18 protein-coding genes and 1 pseudogene are annotated in these 17563 nt (G+C 68.1%); 12 read left to right on the forward strand and 7 right to left on the reverse strand.

The features are described 5' to 3' along the window. Positions 1-33: 33 nt before the first annotated feature. The 8 genes from ppk2 to G6N37_RS25665 all read left to right on the forward strand — a co-directional run bounded on the left by ppk2 (position 34) and on the right by G6N37_RS25665 (position 7768). Complete coding sequence (gene ppk2, locus G6N37_RS25630; protein WP_163684325.1) at positions 34-894, forward strand: polyphosphate kinase 2; 861 nt, start codon at positions 34-36, stop codon at positions 892-894. Next, positions 891-1394: a DUF6912 family protein gene (locus G6N37_RS25635; RefSeq protein ID WP_163684327.1), complete on the forward strand. Its 504-nt coding sequence runs from the start codon at positions 891-893 to the stop codon at positions 1392-1394. The genes ppk2 and G6N37_RS25635 overlap by 4 nt, the downstream gene beginning before the upstream one ends. A 100-nt stretch (positions 1395-1494) precedes the next feature. Then, positions 1495-2688, forward strand: coding sequence for a ferredoxin reductase (locus G6N37_RS25640; protein ID WP_372514741.1), 1194 nt, complete (start codon positions 1495-1497; stop codon positions 2686-2688). A 95-nt stretch (positions 2689-2783) separates the two neighbouring features. Next, on the forward strand, positions 2784-4079 hold the full coding sequence (locus G6N37_RS25645) for a fatty acid desaturase family protein (protein WP_163684328.1): 1296 nt from the start codon (positions 2784-2786) through the stop codon (positions 4077-4079). Positions 4080-4132: 53 nt separating this feature from the next. Next, complete coding sequence (locus tag G6N37_RS25650) at positions 4133-4513, forward strand: nuclear transport factor 2 family protein (RefSeq protein ID WP_163684329.1); 381 nt, start codon at positions 4133-4135, stop codon at positions 4511-4513. A gap of 39 nt (positions 4514-4552) precedes the next feature. Further along, complete coding sequence (locus G6N37_RS25655; protein ID WP_163684330.1) at positions 4553-5626, forward strand: AraC family transcriptional regulator; 1074 nt, start codon at positions 4553-4555, stop codon at positions 5624-5626. A gap of 75 nt (positions 5627-5701) precedes the next feature. Continuing rightward, positions 5702-7198 carry a flavin-containing monooxygenase gene (locus G6N37_RS25660; RefSeq protein ID WP_163684332.1) on the forward strand — a complete coding sequence of 499 codons (1497 nt, stop codon included), beginning with the start codon at positions 5702-5704 and terminating at the stop codon, positions 7196-7198. 33 nt (positions 7199-7231) lie between these two features. Beyond that, entirely contained in the window at positions 7232-7768 is a 537-nt protein-coding gene (locus G6N37_RS25665) for a hypothetical protein (RefSeq protein WP_163684334.1), read from the forward strand. Here G6N37_RS25665 and G6N37_RS25670 read toward each other — a convergent pair. From G6N37_RS25670 to G6N37_RS25680, 3 genes are all read right to left on the reverse strand, one after another. Further along, a complete protein-coding gene (locus G6N37_RS25670; RefSeq protein WP_163684336.1) occupies positions 7765-8250 on the reverse strand; it encodes a DUF302 domain-containing protein in 486 nt (161 codons plus the stop codon). The two genes, G6N37_RS25665 and G6N37_RS25670, sit on opposite strands and share 4 nt — an antisense overlap. A 74-nt stretch (positions 8251-8324) precedes the next feature. Continuing rightward, positions 8325-9413, reverse strand: a complete 1089-nt coding sequence (locus G6N37_RS25675) for an NmrA family NAD(P)-binding protein (protein WP_163684338.1) — start codon at positions 9411-9413, stop codon at positions 8325-8327. Beyond that, on the reverse strand, positions 9413-10585 hold the full coding sequence (locus G6N37_RS25680) for a thiolase family protein (RefSeq protein WP_163684340.1): 1173 nt from the start codon (positions 10583-10585) through the stop codon (positions 9413-9415). Before G6N37_RS25680 ends, G6N37_RS25675 begins: the two co-directional genes overlap by 1 nt. Before the next feature lie 95 nt (positions 10586-10680). Between G6N37_RS25680 and G6N37_RS25685 the strand changes: the two genes are divergently transcribed. Then, complete coding sequence (locus G6N37_RS25685; RefSeq protein ID WP_163684342.1) at positions 10681-11154, forward strand: winged helix-turn-helix transcriptional regulator; 474 nt, start codon at positions 10681-10683, stop codon at positions 11152-11154. On the opposite strand, the gene rsgA is transcribed toward G6N37_RS25685, so the two are convergent. Then, the gene (gene rsgA, locus G6N37_RS25690; RefSeq protein ID WP_163684344.1) at positions 11141-12121 is read right to left on the reverse strand and encodes a ribosome small subunit-dependent GTPase A; all 981 of its coding nucleotides are present in this window, start codon (positions 12119-12121) and stop codon (positions 11141-11143) included. The genes G6N37_RS25685 and rsgA overlap by 14 nt on opposite strands. Further along, positions 12118-13398 (reverse strand): annotated as a pseudogene (aroA, locus tag G6N37_RS25695) (3-phosphoshikimate 1-carboxyvinyltransferase). The gene rsgA and the pseudogene aroA overlap by 4 nt, the downstream one beginning before the upstream one ends. A 70-nt stretch (positions 13399-13468) precedes the next feature. Between aroA and G6N37_RS25700 the strand changes: the two are divergent. Then, positions 13469-14230, forward strand: coding sequence for an SOS response-associated peptidase (locus G6N37_RS25700; RefSeq protein WP_163684346.1), 762 nt, complete (start codon positions 13469-13471; stop codon positions 14228-14230). Between the two features lie 34 nt (positions 14231-14264). Next, positions 14265-15143 carry a 3-hydroxyacyl-CoA dehydrogenase family protein gene (locus tag G6N37_RS25705; protein ID WP_163684348.1) on the forward strand — a complete coding sequence of 293 codons (879 nt, stop codon included), beginning with the start codon at positions 14265-14267 and terminating at the stop codon, positions 15141-15143. 39 nt (positions 15144-15182) lie between these two features. Here the strand turns inward: G6N37_RS25705 and G6N37_RS25710 are convergent, their stop codons facing one another. After that, positions 15183-15479: a hypothetical protein gene (locus G6N37_RS25710; RefSeq protein WP_232075185.1), complete on the reverse strand. Its 297-nt coding sequence runs from the start codon at positions 15477-15479 to the stop codon at positions 15183-15185. Between the two features lie 257 nt (positions 15480-15736). On the opposite strand from G6N37_RS25710, the gene G6N37_RS25715 reads away from it, so the two are divergent. Then, a complete protein-coding gene (locus tag G6N37_RS25715) occupies positions 15737-16321 on the forward strand; it encodes an HdeD family acid-resistance protein (protein WP_163684350.1) in 585 nt (194 codons plus the stop codon). Here the strand turns inward: G6N37_RS25715 and G6N37_RS25720 are convergent. Further along, complete coding sequence (locus tag G6N37_RS25720) at positions 16318-17538, reverse strand: PucR family transcriptional regulator (RefSeq protein WP_163684353.1); 1221 nt, start codon at positions 17536-17538, stop codon at positions 16318-16320. The genes G6N37_RS25715 and G6N37_RS25720 overlap by 4 nt on opposite strands. Positions 17539-17563 lie beyond the last annotated feature (25 nt).

Consider the following 17563-nt stretch of genomic DNA (forward strand, 5'->3'; position numbering starts at 1 on the left):
GAAAAGCGGTGGCCGGTTCTATCATTCGTTGTTGTGAGCACCACGACGAAGGGCCCCAAGGCGAAATCGGCGAAATCAGCGGCGCCGAACGCGCCCAGGATTTCCGACGAGGTATATCAAGCCGAATTATTCCGGCTGCAAACGGAATTCGTGAGGCTGCAGGAATGGGTGCGGCATACCGGCCAACGCCTGGTGGTCGTTTTCGAAGGGCGCGACGGGGCGGGCAAGGGCGGAACGATCAAGCGGATCACCGAATACCTCAATCCGCGCGTCGCCCGCATCGCGGCGTTGCCGGCGCCGACCGAGCGGGAACGCGGCCAGTGGTATTACCAGCGCTACATTGCGCAGCTTCCCGCCAAAGGGGAGATCGTGTTGTTCGACCGATCGTGGTACAACCGCGCCGGCGTGGAGAAAGTCATGGGATTCTGCACGCCGCAAGAGCATGCGCTGTTTTTGCGGCAGACCCCGATCTTCGAGCAGATGCTCATCGACGACGGGCTCCTGCTGCGCAAGTATTGGTTTTCGGTCTCCGAGGGAGAGCAGCTGCGCCGGTTCAGGGCTCGCCTGACTGACCCTGTGCGGCAATGGAAACTGAGCCCGATGGACACCGAATCGCTGTACCGGCGGGAGGATTATTCGCGCGCCAAGGACGAGATGATGGTGCACACCGACACCCCGGTCAGCCCGTGGTATGTCGTGGAATCGGACATCAAGAAGCACGCGCGGCTGAACATGATGGCGCATCTGCTGTCTACGATCCCCTATCACGACGTCGAGCGGCCGCGCGTCAAACTGCCCAAGACTCCGGTGGTGAGCGGGAACTACCGGCGCCCGCCGCGCGAGCTGTCCAAGTACGTCGACGACTACGTGGCCACACTGATCGGGGATTCGTGACGATCGTCTACATTCCGGCAACCCTGGCCATGTTGCAGCAGCTGGTCGCCGACGGCGAGTTCCGGCCCGTCAACGGCACCGCGTTCGCGCTGACGCCGACCTTGCGCGAGGCCTACGCCGAGGGTGACGACGACGAGCTCGCCGAGGTCGCCCTGCGTGAGGCGGCGCTGGCGTCGCTGCGCCTGCTGGCCGACGACGCCGCCGCCGGATCGCTCCCGCCGCGGCGCGCGGTGCTGGCCGCAGAGGCCGGCGACGTCAGCTACCGGCCCGACCTCGACGACGCGGTGGTGCGGCTCGGTGGGCCGGTGGCGCTCGAGGACGTGATCGCCGCCTACGTCGACAACGCGGACGCCGAGCCGGACGTGACGAAGGCGATCGAGGCCATCGATGCCGCCGACTTGGGCGACGAGGATGCCGAGTTGATCGTCGGCGACGCCCAAGACCACGACTTGGCGTGGTACGCGAACCAGGAGCTGCCCTTCCTGCTCGAGCTGCTCTGACAGGCGCGACTGTGACCGAATTCCAGGTCGCAGCGCTGGCTACGGAACCGTAGGTTACGGTACCGTAGGTTTCGTGATGCCCAAAGAGTCGACCACAATGGTGAGTGCAAGCAAGACGCAGCATCGTGAGCAGGAGCATCCACTGGGCAGACGTAACCCATCGATCACGGGCGACGTCGTCGAGACCAGGCGGCCAGTCGTCGCCGGCGCCGACCGGCATCCCGGTTGGCACGCGCTACGCAAGCTGGCCGCGCGCATCACGACGCCGCTGTTGCCCGACGACTACCTGCATCTGGCCAATCCCCTGTGGTCGGCGCGCGAGCTGCGAGGCCGCGTGCTGGAGGTGCGGCGCGAGACCGAGGACTCCGCGACGCTGGTGATCAAACCGGGTTGGGGCTTCAACTTCGACTACCGGCCGGGGCAGTACATCGGGATCGGCCTGCTGATCGACGGACGCTGGCGCTGGCGGTCGTATTCGCTCACGTCCAGCCCGGCCGAGACGTCGGGATCCGGTTCGGCGCGCACGGTGACGATCACCGTCAAGGCGATGCCCGAGGGGTTCCTGTCCACCCACCTCGTGGCGGGCGTCGCGCGGGGGACCATCGTCCGCCTGGCCGCCCCGCAGGGCAACTTCGTGCTGCCCGACCCGGCGCCGCCGTCCATCCTGTTCCTCACCGCCGGCTCGGGGATCACGCCGGTGATGTCGATGCTGCGAACTCTGGTGCGCCGCAACCAGATTGGTGACATCATCCACGTCCATTCGGCGCCCAGCGAAGCCGACGTGATGTTTCGCGCCGAGTTGGCCGCGCTGGCCGCCGACCACCCCGGCTATCGCGTGCTGCTGCGCGAGACGCGCACCCAGGGCCGGCTCGACCTCACCCGGCTCGACCAGGAGGTACCGGACTGGCGCGATCGCCACACCTGGGCCTGCGGGCCGGAGGGGATGCTGAGCCAGGCCGAGAAGATCTGGTCGGCGGCGGGCATCGGGGACCGGCTGCACCTGGAGCGATTCGCCGTGTCCAAGGCGGCGCCGACCGGCGCGGGCGGAACGGTCACGTTCGCCCGCAGCGGTCGCGCCGTCGCGGCCGACGCCGCGACGTCGTTGATGGACGCGGGCGAAAGCGCCGGCGTGCAGATGCCGTTCGGCTGTCGAATGGGTATATGCCAGTCGTGCGTGGTTGGCCTGACGGAGGGCCACGTCCGTGACCTGCGCACCGGCGCGGAACACGAACCGGGCACCCGGATTCAGACCTGCGTGTCGGCCGCGTCCGGCGATTGTGTGCTCGACATCTAAAGGCTACTCACAGGTAACCTACGGGTTCGTAGGTTACGATAGCGTAGGTCTGGACCTGGTTCAGGAACAGACAATCGACCGCAGGGAGGAAGACGATGGCGATCACCGACGTCGACGTATTCGCCCATCTGACGGACGCCGACATCGAGAACCTGGCCGTTGAGCTGGACGCCATCCGCCAGGACATCGAAGACTCTCGCGGCGAGCGGGACTCCCGCTACATCCGCCGCACCATCGCAGCGCAGCGCGCGCTGGAGGTATCCGGCCGGCTGATGCTGGCCGCGAGTTCCCGCCGCCCGGCATGGTGGGCGGGAACCGTCACCCTGGGCGTGGCCAAGATCATCGAGAACATGGAGATCGGCCACAACGTCATGCACGGCCAGTGGGACTGGATGAACGACCCCGAGATTCACTCCTCGGCGTGGGAGTGGGACATGAGCGGGTCGTCGAAGCACTGGCGCTACACCCACAACTTCGTGCACCACAAATACACGAACATCCTCGGGATGGACGACGACGTCGGCTACGGACTGCTGCGCGTCACGCGCGACCAGAAGTGGAAGCGCTTCAACATCTTCAACCTGGTCTACAACACCCTGCTTGCGCTGCTGTTCGAGTGGGGCGTCGGCCTGCAGCACGTGGAGCTCGGCAAGATCGCCAAGAAGCGGATGGATCACGACGACGCGCGGCAGCGGGTCGACGAGTTCCTGGCCAAGGCCGGCCGGCAGGTGCTCAAGGACTACGTCGCGTTCCCGGCGCTGACCGCGCTGTCGCCCGGGGCCACGTACACGTCCACATTGAAGGCCAACGCGCTGGCCAACGTGATCCGCAACGTCTGGGCGAACGCCGTCATCTTCTGTGGCCATTTCCCCGACGGCGCAGAGAAATTCACCAAGACCGACATGATCGGCGAGACCAGGGGTCAGTGGTACCTGCGCCAGATGCTGGGCAGCGCCAACTTCGAGGCCGGGCCCGCGCTGCGGTTCATGAGCGGCAACCTGTGCCACCAGATCGAGCACCACCTGTTCCCGGATCTGCCGAGCAATCGGTACGCCGAGATCTCGGTGCGGGTGCGCGAGGTGTGCGACAAGTACGACCTGCCCTACACCACCGGCTCGTTCCTGGTGCAGTACGCCAAGACCTGGCGCACGCTGGCCAAGCTGTCGCTGCCGAACTCCTACCTGCGCGACAGCGCCGACGACGCGCCGGAAACCCGCAGCGAGCGGATGTTCGCCGAACTGGAGCCCGGTTTCGCGGGGACCGACCCGCAGACCGGCCGGCGACGCGGGCTGAAGACCGCCATCGCGACCGTGCGCGGCTGGCGAAAGGGCAAGCGCGCGCAGCGCGATGCGCGGCGCTCGGTCGGCGGCGCGGACGGCCTGGCGGCCTAGCGTTCCGACGGCCTAGCGTGTCCCGTGCGGGGGCCGTCTGGGAGGAGCCAGCCATGGGTGATCACGACGTGCGCATCGCCCTGCAGCGCCATTGGGCGGCTTCGGACGTCAACGACTTCGCCACGGAGCACGAAATCTACCGAGCCGACGCGGTTCTTGAGTATCCGCAGTCGGGCGAGCGTATCCGGGGTCGGGCCAACATCCAGGCATCGCGCGCCGCCCAGCCGAACGCGAAACGCTTCACCGTGCGGCGGATGCTCGGCGGCGGCGACCTCTGGATCAGCGAGCTCGTCCTCACCTATGACGGGCAACCGTTCTATGTGATCAGCGTGATGGAATTCGACAGCGGGGAAGTCGTCCGCGAGACGCAGTACTTCGGCGACCCGTTCGAGCCGGGGCCATCCCGGGCTCAGTGGGTCGAACCGATGGACTGATCGCCGCCTTCGCCCATCGTCGTTCGCCATACTGGATAAGTGCAGGTGTTCGTCGGCTCGCCGGTGTCCCACTGGGATTTCCCGCGGAGCACGGTCAGCGTCGCCCTGATGGCCGAGTTCGCTTGCGACAACGGCTGTGCCGTGGCCGACGTCCTGGAAGGGACCGGTCTGTCGGAGGCCGATCTGCACGACCCCAACCGGACCGTCGTCGGGCGCCAGGAACTGACGGTCGCGACGAACCTGGTGAACCTGCTGGGCAACGAGGCCGGAGCGGCCGACCTGGGGGTGCGGGTGGGCGGCAGCTATCACGTCGGGGCGCTCGGCATCTTCGGTTTTGCCTGCCTGACCAGTTCGACGCTGGGTGACGCCGTCCGGTTCGCGGCCCGGTTCTACGAGCTGAGCTACGGCTTCTGCCTGCCGACCGTCACGGTGGACGGACCCGTGGCGGCGATGCGGCTCGACCTGCCCGACTTGACCGGTCCGGTGGCGGAGTTCCTGGTGCGGCGCGACCTGGTGGCGATCGCCCGGGTCATGGCGGAGATGCTGGGCCGTCCCGTCCCGTTCACCTCGATCGAGTTCGCCGGGCCCGCCCCGGCGTCGGGTGATACCTTGGCCCGCAAGGCCTTTGGCGTGACACCGCGGTACGACTCGCCGGCCAACGTGGCACGCTGGCGGGCCGCGTTGCTGGACAATCCGCTGCCACGGGCCAGCGAGATGACCGTGGCCATGTGCGAGCAGCAGTGCCGCGAATTGCTGGAACGCCGCCGGCAGCGGACCGGGGTGGCCCGGCGGGTGCGTGAGCGCCTGGCGTCGGTCGACGGCGAACCCCACACCATCGCGGCCGTCGCGCGGCAGTTGGCGATGAGCGAGCGGACGCTGCGCCGCCGGCTGGCCGAGGAGAACACGAGCTTTCGGGACCTGGTCGAGGAGGTGCACCGCGTCCTGGCCGAGGAGCTGTTGGCAACCGGCGCGCTGTCGGTCGACGACGTCGCGCTGCGGCTGGGGTACGCCGAGGCGACGAGTTTCATCGCCGCGTTCAAACGGTGGACGGGCACGACGCCGGCGCGCTATCAGCGTTCGGTCGCGCCGCGCGCCCGGTTGGCCGCCGGCTGAGCGTGGCCGGAATCATGGATTTGCCGACCGCTATCGGCTGCCTGCGGCGTGCCGTGCGCGCCTAACGTTTGCTCCATGACTTCGACCACTCGCAAACCCCGCGTGCTGGTGATCGGCGCCGGCTTCGGCGGCCTGGCCGCCGCCCACGAGCTCTTCCGGGACGGCCTCGCCGACGTGACGGTGCTGGAGAAGGCCGGCGACATCGGCGGCGTCTGGCGGGAGAACACCTACCCCGGCGCCGCCTGCGACGTCCCGTCGAACCTGTACTCCTACTCCTTCGCCCGCAAGACGGACTGGGGGCGCCGCTACGCCGAGCAGCCCGACATCCTCGGCTACATCCACGACACCGCCGCCCGGTTCGGCCTGCGGGACCTGGTGCGGACCGGGGTCGAGGTCACCGCCGCCCGCTACGACGACGACACCGCCACCTGGCGGGTGGAGACCGCCTCGGGCGAAGTCTTGGAGGCCGACGTCCTGGTGCCCGCGGTCGGACAGCTGTCGCGGCCGGCGTTCCCGAACATCCCGGGGCTCGACACGTTCGCGGGCCCGTCGTTCCATTCGGCCCAGTGGCGCCACGACGTCGACCTGGCCGGCAAGCGCGTGGCGGTGCTCGGCACCGGCGCGTCGGCGATCCAATTCGTCCCGCGCATCCGCGAGACGGCCGGGCGGGTCACCGTCTTTCAGCGCTCCGCGCCGTACGTCATCCCCAAGCCGGACCGCGCCTACACCGGCGCGCACCACGCCGCGTTCCGGAACGTGCCCGGGTTCACCGCCGCGATGCGGGGGCTGATCTGGGAGATCTCGGAGTTCTTCGGCCTCGCGCTGACCAAGGTCGCCCCGCTCGCCTGGTTGATCGGCGTCGTCGCGTCGCTGAACCTCAGGCACCACATCAAAGACCCGGTGCTGCGGGCCAAGCTCACGCCCGACTACCCGGTCGGCTGCAAGCGCGTGCTGTTCAGCAACGACTGGTACCCGGCGCTGGCCAGCGACAACGTCGACGTCGAGACCGGCGCCATCACCGAGGTGACGCCCACGGGTGTGCGCACCGCCGACGGGCGCCTGCACGAGGTCGACGTCATCATCTACGGCACCGGGTTCAAGGCCACCGAATTCCTTGCCCCGATGACGATCACCGGCCGCGGCGGGCGGGACCTGTCCGCCGAGTGGGCCGAGGGGGCCCGCGCGCATCTGGGCATGGCGGTGCCGGGTTTCCCGAACATGTTCCTGATCTACGGGCCCAACACCAACCTCGGCAGCAGCTCGATCATCCTGATGATGGAGCAGCAGGCCCGCTACATCCGCCAGATCACCGAGGAGCTCGCGCGCGGGGGTGTGGCCCGCGCGTTCGAGGTCCGGCGCGCCGTGGAGCAGGCCTACGACGCGGAGGTCCAGTCCCGCCTGGATGCCGGCGTGTGGACCACCTGCGACTCCTGGTACCGCACCGCCTCCGGCCGCGTCACCACCAACTGGCCCGGCCTGGTGCACGAATACCAACGCCGCACCCGGACCGCGGTGCTGGCGGACTACGAGGTGGTCCTTCCCGAGCGCGCGGCCGAGAAGGTCGGCGCCTAACCCGGTTCGCCGGCCGCGACTACGCTCGCAAACATGCTCGCAGCGTTCGGATTCGAAACCATGGGTGTCGTCGTCGGGGACATGTTCTTCGTCGACCCCCGCCCGCTCGAAGGCCAGGAGACCCCGGAGCGGGGAGTCAGACTGGAACTGCGCCTCGTCGACCGCGACGAGCCGCAGGGGTCGATCTACGCGGGGGTTCCGATCTCGTTCAACCGCCCGGTGTGGCGGGTGGACCTGTTCGGATCCACCGAGAGCCCGCCCGGGACGCTCGACCGGGCCCATCACCACCCCCGTTTCGACGGGTGGGAACCCGGCCGCCGGCATTTCGTCCCCGAGCTGTCGGCCGACCCGGTGGGCTGGCTGGCCGGCCAGCTGGCCGACCCGGCCGCCGTGCTGACGAGGGCGGGCGTCGACCCCGACGAGGTCAGCGAGGCCGACAAGGCCGGGCTCGCCGCGGCGGCCCCCGAGATCGTCGCCGCGGTCAAACGGATGCTGGACGGCGTGCGGGATGGGGAATTGGCCCCGGCGCCCGACGAGCCGGTCGCCGCCGCTCGCACCGGCTGGCTCTAGCCCGTCACCTTCACCGCCAGCGCGGCCAGCTTGGCATCGAGTTCGGTTGCGGCCTTGAGCAATTCGGGATTCGGTCCGACGACCATCAGCGACGACGGCTTGACGTAGGTCAGGCTGCTGCCGGCGCCCTCGTCGACAATCAGCAGCTCGACCGGGACGAACAGGCCCGCGGTCACGTCGTGGCGCAGCATCGTGATCGCGATCAACGGGTTGCCGAGGATGACGCGGACCGCCTTGCGGTCGATGCCCGCCCTGGTGATCCACGCACCGTGGTCGAACACCCCGAACAGCATGAATCCGCTGGGCCCCACGTGGGATTCGACGCGCTGCCGGTAGGACTCCCAGTCATCGCTGCTCGTCGCGATGTCGTTGATGGGCACCGGCCGCTCACCGATGTCTGCCAGTAAGGCGGCGCACAGTTCGTCGTAGCTCTTGGTGCTGGCGTAGCGCACCCGCACGCCCTCGAACCGGGTCTCGGTCATCGGACTGGCCCCACCGCCCGGGATATTGTATGACGTCGGAAGTCCATGTCTACCTGTGCCTTTCAGAACTAGATCTACAGCTTCCCTGTCCTTAGATCCTCACCGGTCTTGAGGATCGGAGCCCGGTTCTCCAGTTGAACCCTCTCCCACAGGCCGCCCTTGCCCAGCGCTCGTCCCCGCTGGTCCTCGCGCCGGAACCACTCCTCGGCGCTCCTTATCCGATTCGGGTGAATCTCATCGAGCAGAGCGTAATCGCGTTCAACGACTCCGTGTTTCCAGAGATTCCAGAATCCCGTGAAGTTGTCGCGGACATTCATGGTGCTCTTGTCGTTTGGGTCCGCGTTGTACCCGGCAGGCGCATCCGCGATTCTACCGAGGGGGCCGTCCCTGAAGTACGTGTCCAAATCGGTGTCGATGTACTGCGCCGGATGTCCGGTGACGTTCTCAAACGCCGCAGCAAGATCCGCGTAGGCGATATGGTCAACGGCGACTCCGAGATCGATGCCGTTCGCGCGCTCGGGATGGTCGAAAATCCAACGGACATAATATCCGCAATCTTCGAGAGCCAGATGGGGCACAGCGCCCTCACCGAGCGGGACCCGCCACGTCAAGACGCCGTCCTCGACGGTGGGCGTCATGGGCGTCCCGGGCGAGAGCACCATCTCGATGTAGGGACCCGTCGTGAAGACCGCCGCACCCATCCGATCGCCATTCACCTGATTCTGGAACAGGATCCACTCGCCCACGCGGCCCTTGCCGTCGTAGTGGCCGGTCCGGAAGCGCGTGTCGTATCCCGATTTCTTGAGGCCGTAGTCCAGGTTTCCGTAGACGAAGAATTTCACACCCTCTTCGATGGCGATCTCGTAGCTGCGGATGGCCCAATAGGTCTCGGTCTTCTCGCCGGTGTTGAACCCGTCGATGTTGACAAACGCTCCGTCACAACCGCGGAATCCTTCCCGCAGGACGGCCTCGTCGGCGAACGAGCCTTCCAGGACCGAGACATTGTCGAGTGCGAGCAGGTCCTTGGCTCGCCGGGAGCCGGGGTCGCGGCTGAGGAATCGAACCGAGTACTTCTCGTCGGAGACCAGGGCACGTATGACCGGGATGCCCTGGGCTCCGGTGCCGCCGATGACGAAGACTTTCGAGACGGTGTCGGAAGACATTACAGCCGCTCGATGATCGTGGCGTTGGCCATGCCGCCGCCCTCGCACATCGTCTGCAGCCCGTACCGTCCGCCGCGCTGTTCGAGGGCGTTGACCAGCGTGGTCATGATGCGGGCACCGCTGGCGCCGAGAGGGTGGCCGATCGCGATGGCACCGCCGTTGACGTTGGTCTTGGCCAGGTCGGCGCCGGTGTCCTTGGCCCACGCGAGCACGACGGGCGCGAAGGCCTCGTTCACCTCGAACAGGTCGATGTCGGCCAGCGTCAGGCCGGCCCGCCGCAGCACCTTCTCGGTGGCCGGGATGACCCCGGTCAGCATGTAGAGCGGATCGGAGCCCACCACGGTGGTGGTGTGGATGCGGGCCAGCGGGCGCAGGCCAAGTTTCTTGGCGGCCTCGCCGCTGGCGATCATGACCGCGGCGCTTCCATCGGAGAGCGGCGAGGAGTTGCCGGCGGTGATCTCCCAATTGATCTGCGGGAAGCGGGCATTCATCGCCTCGCTGTAGAACGCGGGCTGCAGCCCGGCCAGCGTCTGCACCGTCGTGCCGGGCCGGATGAATTCGTCGGCGGCAAGGCCGGCGATGGGGATCAGCTCGTTGTCGAAGAGCCCGTCTTTGGTCGCGCGGGCGGCCTTGTCATGGCTGCCGGCGGAGAACTCGTCGAGCTGGGTGCGTGAGAATCCCCATTTCGCCGCGATCAATTCGGCGCTGATGCCCTGCGGCACCAGGCCGTCGGGATAGCGACGCGTCATGTCGTCGCCGAAGGGATTGCTGCCCGGCAGCACCGAGCTGCCCATGGGGACGCGGCCCATCGACTCCACCCCCGCGGCCACGACCAGGTCGTAGGCGCCGGAAACGACGCCCTGCGCGGCGAAGCTGATGGCCTGCTGGCTGCTGCCGCACTGCCGGTCGATCGTGACGCCGGGAACCGACTCCGGGAACCCGGCACCCAGCAGCGCATTGCGGGCGATGTTGACTGCCTGGTCGCCGACCTGGGCCACCGCGCCGGCGATGACGTCGTCCACCTGCGCCGCGTCCACGCCGGTGCGCGCCACCAGTTCGCGCAGGCTGTGCGCCAGCAGGTCGGCGGGCAACACGTCGTGCAGGGCACCGCTGGGTTTGCCCTTGCCGATTGGGGTGCGGACGGCTCCGACGATGACGGCGTCGCGGTTCATGGCTCCTCCTCGAGTCCCAGCCATCTAGGTATAGATCGCTGTACCCAGATAAACATCTAGGTACACTAAACGCAACCCAGACGGGGAGGTGATCTATGACACTGCTGCAGGGACCGCTGGCCGACCGCGATGCCTGGTCGGCCGCGGGCGAATGTGCGATCGAGAAGACCATGGCGGTGGTGGGCACCAAATCCGCGATGCTCATCATGCGCGAGGCCTACTACGGCACGACACGCTTCGACGACTTCGCCCGCCGGGTGGGCATCACCAAGGCCGCCACCTCGGCGCGGCTGTCCGAGCTTGTCGAGCTGGGGCTGCTGAAGCGCCGGCCGTACCACGAGCCCGGGCAACGCCGCCGCCAAGAATATGTGCTCACCGAGGCCGGCATCGACTTCATGCCGGTGGTGTGGGCGATGTTCGAGTGGGGTCGGCGCCACCTGCCGGGGCGCAACCGCCTGCGCCTGACGCATCTGGGGTGTGGCGCCGAAGCGGGCGTCGAAATCCGTTGCACCGAAGGGCATTTGGTTCCGCCCGACGAGCTGGGCATGCGGCTGGCTAAGTCTGGTTGAGCGCGGCCAGCAGCCGGCGCGCGGCCCCCACGCGGCGGGCGGCGGGGCCGGACAGGGTGTCGAGCGCGCACTCGGGGTCGGCCGGGGGGCCCATGTGTCCGCAGCCGCGCGGGCAGTTCTCGATCGCCTCGGCGAGGTCCGAGAAGGCCATCAGCACGTCGTCGGGTTGGATGTGGGCCAGCCCGAACGACCGGATGCCCGGGGTGTCGACCACCCAGCCCGATGTGGCGAGGGGCAGCGCGACCGATTGGGTGGAGGTGTGCCGCCCTCGGCCGATGTCGGTGACCTCGCCGACGGCCCGCTCCGCCTCGGGCACGAGGCGATTCACCAACGTGGACTTGCCGACGCCGGAATGCCCGAGCAGCACGGTGATCTTGCCGGCCAGCAGGTCGGCCACCGCGAGCAGCGGGTCATCGCGGCCCGCCACGACGACCGTCAGGTCCAGGTCGACGAACTGCGCGGCGAACGGCTCCGGCGGCGCGAGGTCGGTCTTGGTCAGGCACAGAATCGGCGTCAGCCCGCCGGCGAAGGCGGCGATCAGCGCGCGGTCGACCAGGCCGGTGCGCGGCGGCGGGTCTGCCAGCGCCACCACGATCAGCAACTGGTCGGCGTTGGCGACCACCACGCGTTCGGTGGGGTCGGTGTCGTCGGCCGTGCGGCGCAACACCGTTCGCCGTTCCCCGCGCCGCACGATGCGGGCCAGCGTGTCCAGCCGCCCGGACAGATCGCCGACGATGTCGACCTCGTCACCGACCACGATCGGGGTGCGGCCCAGTTCCCTGGCCCGCATGGCCGTGACCCGCCGATCGGGGTCCCCGCCGAGCACGCACCCCCAGCGGCCGCGGTCGACGCTGATCACCATCGCCGGCTCGGCGTCGGCGTGCTCGGGACGAGTCTTGGTGCGCGGTCGCGAGCCCCTGCCGGAGCGGACCCTGACGTCGGACTCGTCGTAATCGCCGGGCCTCAAATATCGGACTCCAGCATGTGCGCCCACAGCTGCGGAAACTCGGGCAGCGTCTTGGAGGTGGAGCCGATGTCGTCCACCTGGACCCCGGCCACCCGCAGCCCGACGATCGCGCCCGCCATCGCCATCCGGTGGTCGGCGTAGGCGCGCCAGACGCCGGGCCGCAGCGGTGCCGCGGTGATCACCAAGCCGTCGGGTGTTTCCGTGCAGTCGCCGCCGAGGCGATTGATCTCGGCGCTCAGCGCGGCGAGCCGGTCGGTCTCGTGGCCCCAGGTGCCCGATGCCGGACAGGCGCGACACCGATCCGGGCTTCGCCAGCGCGGCCAGCGCCGCCACCGCCGGGGTCAGTTCGCCGACGGCGCGCAGGTCGACGTCGAACCCGTCGTAGTCGGCGGAACCCTGCACCTCGAGGAACGAATCACCTTGGTTGACAACGGCGTTCAGCTTGCCCAGCACGGTCAGGATGTTCTCGGCGGGTTGCACGCTGGCGGCCGGCCAGCCGGTGATGCGGACCGTTCCACCGCTGACCACGGCCGCCGCCAGGAACGGCACGGCGTTCGTCAGATCGGGTTCGACCTCCCAGCGCCGGGCCGCGACCGGGCCGGGCGCACGGTTGGGCACCGAATCGTCGACGTCGACCCCGGCCTGCCGCAGCATCTGCACGGTCATCGCGATGTGCGGCGCCGACGGCAGCGTCGCGCCGGTGTGCTGCACGGTCAGGCCCTCGGCGAACGACGGCGCGCACAACAGCAGCCCCGAGACGAACTGCGACGACGCCGAGGCGTCGATCGCCACGGTGCCCCGGCGACCGACCCGCTGCCGTGCACGCGAAAGGGCAGACCCGCGCCCTCGATCGGCACGCCCAGGCCGCGCAGGGCGTCGAGCAGCGGCGCGATGGGCCGCACCCGGGCCTGCTCGTCGCCGTCGAACTCGACCACCGCTTCGGCCAGCGCGGCCAGCGGCGGCACGAAGCGCAGGACCGTACCGGCCAGGCCGCAATCCACCCGCGCGTCGGGCCCGGGCGCGATGCGGCCACTGACCGTCAGCTCGGATCCCGTGCCGTCGACGCGCAAACCCAGTGCGCGCAGCGCGCCGATCATCAGGTCGGTGTCCCGGCTGCGCAGCGCCCCGCTGATGCTCGGGGTGCCCCCAGTCGGCGGGCCCTGCGCGGCCGCCAGCGCCGCCAGCACCAGCGCCCGGTTGGTCTGCGACTTCGAGCCCGGAACGGTCACGGTCGCGTGCACCGGTTGCGGTGCGCTGGGGGCCGTCCACATACTCACCGGTCCATCATGGCGTGTCTTGGTGGCTCTGCCACCAATGGGAGTGCCGTGGCTCTGCCACCATGGAGTTATGTGTGGACGGTTCGCGGTCACCACGGATCCGGCTCTGCTGGCCCAGAAGATCAAGGCGATCGACGAGGCCACCGGCGCCTCGGAGAGCGCCGGGGCGCCCAACTACAACGTGGCCCCGACGTCGACCGTCGCGACGGTCGTCCGCCGCCACAGCGACCCCGACGACGAGCCCACCCGGCGGGTCCGGCTGATGCGCTGGGGCCTGGTGCCGCCGTGGGCCAAGGCCGGTGCCGACGGGGCGCCCGAGACCAAGGGCCCGATGCTGATCAACGCCCGTGCGGACAAGGTCACCACCTCGCCCGCGTTCCGGTCGAGCGCCAAGTCGAAGCGGTGCCTGATCCCGATGGACGGCTACTACGAATGGCGCGTCAACGACGCCGTCGCCGGCAAGAAGTCCCGCAAGACGCCGTTCTTCATGTACCGCGAGGACGGCGAGCCGCTGTTCATGGCGGGCCTGTGGTCGGTGTGGAAGCCCGCCAAGGAGGCGTCGCCCCTGCTGAGTTGCACCATCATCACCACCGATGCGCCCGGGGAGCTGGCCGAGATCCATGACCGGATGCCGCTGGTGGTGCCCGAACGGGAGTGGGACCGCTGGCTGGACCCCGACGCCCCGGCCGACGAAGAGCTGCTGACCCGGCCGCCCGACGTGCGCGGCATCCGCATGCGCGAGGTCTCGACGCTGGTCAACAACGTCCGCAACAACGGGCCGCAGCTACTCGAGCCGGCCGGCCCGGAACCCGAACAGGCGACCCTGCTCTAGCGTCAATTGCTGAGGCGGGACTTAGCATGCCTGTGTGACTGGCTCGTACACATACTCGTTCGATGACATCCGAAACCGTCCGGTCGCGGTGGTCGGGGCGGGAACGCTGGGCCGCCGCATCGCGTTGATGTTCGCCAGCCGCGGCGGCACCGTCCGGATCTTCGCCCCGCGCGCCGAACAGCGCGCCGCCGCGGTGCAGTACGTCGCGGAAGCCCTACCGAAGCTGTTGGAGGACCGCGGCTTTGGTGAACTGGGTGGCGCGACGGCCGCGGGGTCGCTGGAAGAGGCGTTGGACGACGCCTGGCTTGTCGTGGAGTCCGTCCCGGAGAAACTGGAGATCAAGATCGCAACGTGGGACCAGATCGACCAAGCCGCGCCGCCGGGCACCATCTTCGGCACCAACTCTTCGTCGTATCCGTCGCGTCTGATGGCCCGCGGCGTGCGCGACAAGACCCGCTTGTGCAACACGCACTTCTACATGCCGCCCGAGGCCAACGCCGTCGACCTGATGTCCGACGGGCAGACCGACCGCGGCCTGCTCGACACCCTGCTGACCGTGCTGCCCGAGTTCGGCGTCCATCCCTTCGAGGCGCGCAAGGAATGCACCGGCTTCATCTTCAATCGCATCTGGGCGGCGATCAAGCGGGAGTCCCTGGCCGTGGTCGCCGAGGGTGTGGCGCGCCCAGAGGATGTCGACGGGATGTTCAAGAGCAACCTGGGCGTGCCGGCCGGTCCGTTCCAGATGATGGACGCGGTCGGGCTGGACGTGGTGCTCGACATCGAGAACCACTACGCCGACGAGTTCCCGCACCTCCCGAGGCACGTGCGGGAGTTGCTGCAGTCGTACGTCGATGCCGGCAAGCTCGGCGTGAAGTCCGGCGAAGGTTTCTACAGTTATCGGTCCGGGGCGTGACCGCGACGCCGCCGAGCCAGGTCCGGCCGAACGCGTGGCCTAGTTGCTGAGCACCAGCTTCCAGTTACCGTTGATGTTCCGATCCGGAATACACCAGAAGTTGTTCCAGGTACCCGGCGTGGTGGCCTTCACGCCCGGCCCGGCGTTCTGGCACGCCTCCCGGGTTGGGTAATTACCCTCGGTCTGAATCGTGTCGGCGTGGCTGACAACCACGCCGGTCGTCATCAACCCCGCGAATGCCAGTGCGCCGGCGGCAAGGATTGTCCCGGCGCGCGCTTTGCCGGCCGATTTCTTCACACCCGGCCGAGTCCGGTTGAACGATCGCTTCGTTTCCATTCAATCCTCCTGTGGCGCTCCATCTGGCGGTCCGTGAGGGGGATACGAACCCGCGGTAGCGCAAAGTGTATGACCACACGAGCCCACGAGCCGCTCGAACTGGGCAACAACGTTGTCTCCCGCCGACAAATGGGTGGCGCGGCCCCGCACAATGCACGGGAATTTGGTTCAACGTTTGTCCGCGATATCCACGCGTGATACCGAATTGTTTCGCCAAAGACATTTCCTTTGCGCCGATGATGGCGAACCATATTGGCATGACGAATACCGACCAGACCGTGTTTGAGGGTCCCCTGCAGCAACTTGCCCGCAGCGCGTGGCAGTTGCTTCTGCTCATCGGTGTCCTGGCGGTGGCACTTGGTGCCATCGTGCTGGCTTGGCCAGGCAAGACACTATTCGTGGCGGGTGTGCTGTTCGGCATCTATTTGGTGGTTTCCGGGATCGGGTATGTGTTTGCCGCGTTCGGCACACACACCGGGGCCGCGATGAGGGTGTTGACGTTCATCACCGGCATCGTGTCGCTGGTTCTCGGCCTCTTTTGCTTTCGCGACAAATTCGAGGCGGTCACCCTGCTCGCCATATGGATCGGCGTTAGCTGGCTGTTTCGCGGGTTCACCCTGCTCGCGGCGGCGCTGTCGTTCGACCACCTGCCCGGCCGCGGCTGGCAGGTGCTGTCCGGGCTGATCATCGTGATCGGCGGCGCCGTGCTGATCGTCTCGCCGCTCGACTCGATCGCCGTCCTGACCCTGGTCGCCGGCTGCTGGCTGATCGCCATCGGCATAGTGGACGTCATCACGGCGCTTCAGGTTCGCAGCCGGGCCAAAGGCGTGACGGGAGTCTAGGGGAGCCGCCGCTCCGCCTCGAACACCAGGCACAGCTCGGCGACATCCCTTGGCCGCGAAAGCGATCGGCCGGTCAACTCCTCGATGCGGCGCAGCCGGTGCCGCACCGTGTTGGGGTGGCAGAAGATTTTCGACGCGGCGTCGTTGGCGGAGCCGCCCGAATCCAGCCAAGCCTGGAAGGTATCGAGAAGGACCGCGCGCTCCTCGGCGGGCAGTTCGTCCACCCGCCGCAACAGCGACGACCTGATCTTTGCCATCGCCTCGGGCGCGCTGACCGCCAACACGGCCAGCGGGGTGTCGTCGAAGACCGAGATCAGCGACGCACCAGACGGTTTGCCGGTGAGCGCCAATCGGGCTAGTCGCAACGCGTCGCTGGTTTCGGCCAGTTCGCGAAACGGCGGGCTGATGCCGACCCGCGCGATCGCGACCTGGCCGAGCACTTCGACGAGGGTGTTCAGGGCGTCGGTCGTTGGCCCGTTGAGATGGACGATGCCCACCTGCACGTCAGGCAGGAGCCGCCAGGCCGACCGAATATCGCGGGCGGACAGCTTGTTTTCGATCACCGGCAGCCCCACCCTCCCGATCGCGGGCAGTTCCGCGGCCACCACGACATAGGGGCCAGAGGTGGGCAGGCGCAGCAGATCGGCGGCCTCCCAGAGGCTCCGCCTGTTGGTCATCCGGCGGGACAACAGCGCTTCCACCAATGCCGATCGCTCTTCCTCCCGCTCCAGGATCTGCGTCGTGAGTTGGTGGCGGTAAGCGTCGGCCATCGCTTGGGTGAACGTCTCCTGGGCGAAGAAGATCCGTGCCGTCGCATCCAGGATGGCGTCGGTCGGTATTGCCGCGGCACGGGCGGTGGCGAGGGTCTCCTCCCACATGAACCGAAAACCGATCCGGTAGGCGGTCATCACCGCCGGTAGCGGCACGCCCGCGAGCGCACGTTCGGTGCCGGTGCGCTCGGCGGGTGAGACGTCGACATCGGCGCCGCTGGTGAGAGAGTCGAAGATGAACGCCACGTTCGCCGCGCAACTCTGCGCGACCTGATCCTTGGTGACGACGCCGCCGTCCCGGTATGCGTCGATGTCGCGGCAGAGCAGATCGGCCATCGCCTTTCCCAATTTCGGTGCGCGAGACAGCATGAGCTTGCTGAGTTCGGCGACATACGGATCGATCGGTGCGCCATGCCGAACACCGCGGTTTCTCGGTGCCACGCCCATAGCGCAAACCTTATGCCCGGGTCTT

It is taken from the genome of Mycobacterium seoulense (assembly GCF_010731595.1).
In the GTDB taxonomy this organism is placed as follows: Bacteria; Actinomycetota; Actinomycetes; order Mycobacteriales; family Mycobacteriaceae; genus Mycobacterium; species Mycobacterium seoulense.

Coding starts and splice junctions, on each gene's coding strand:
- G6N37_RS25645 (WP_163684328.1), top strand. CDS start 2,784: ATGGCGATCACCGACGTCGACGTATTCGCCCATCTGACGGACGCCGAC.
- G6N37_RS25650 (WP_163684329.1), top strand. CDS start 4,133: ATGGGTGATCACGACGTGCGCATCGCCCTGCAGCGCCATTGGGCGGCT.
- G6N37_RS25660 (WP_163684332.1), top strand. CDS start 5,702: ATGACTTCGACCACTCGCAAACCCCGCGTGCTGGTGATCGGCGCCGGC.
- G6N37_RS25665 (WP_163684334.1), top strand. CDS start 7,232: ATGCTCGCAGCGTTCGGATTCGAAACCATGGGTGTCGTCGTCGGGGAC.
- G6N37_RS25670 (WP_163684336.1), bottom strand. CDS start 8,250: ATGACCGAGACCCGGTTCGAGGGCGTGCGGGTGCGCTACGCCAGCACC.
- G6N37_RS25675 (WP_163684338.1), bottom strand. CDS start 9,413: ATGTCTTCCGACACCGTCTCGAAAGTCTTCGTCATCGGCGGCACCGGA.
- G6N37_RS25680 (WP_163684340.1), bottom strand. CDS start 10,585: ATGAACCGCGACGCCGTCATCGTCGGAGCCGTCCGCACCCCAATCGGC.
- G6N37_RS25685 (WP_163684342.1), top strand. CDS start 10,681: ATGACACTGCTGCAGGGACCGCTGGCCGACCGCGATGCCTGGTCGGCC.
- G6N37_RS25700 (WP_163684346.1), top strand. CDS start 13,469: ATGTGTGGACGGTTCGCGGTCACCACGGATCCGGCTCTGCTGGCCCAG.
- G6N37_RS25710 (WP_232075185.1), bottom strand. CDS start 15,479: ATGGAAACGAAGCGATCGTTCAACCGGACTCGGCCGGGTGTGAAGAAA.
- G6N37_RS25715 (WP_163684350.1), top strand. CDS start 15,737: ATGACGAATACCGACCAGACCGTGTTTGAGGGTCCCCTGCAGCAACTT.
- G6N37_RS25720 (WP_163684353.1), bottom strand. CDS start 17,538: ATGGGCGTGGCACCGAGAAACCGCGGTGTTCGGCATGGCGCACCGATC.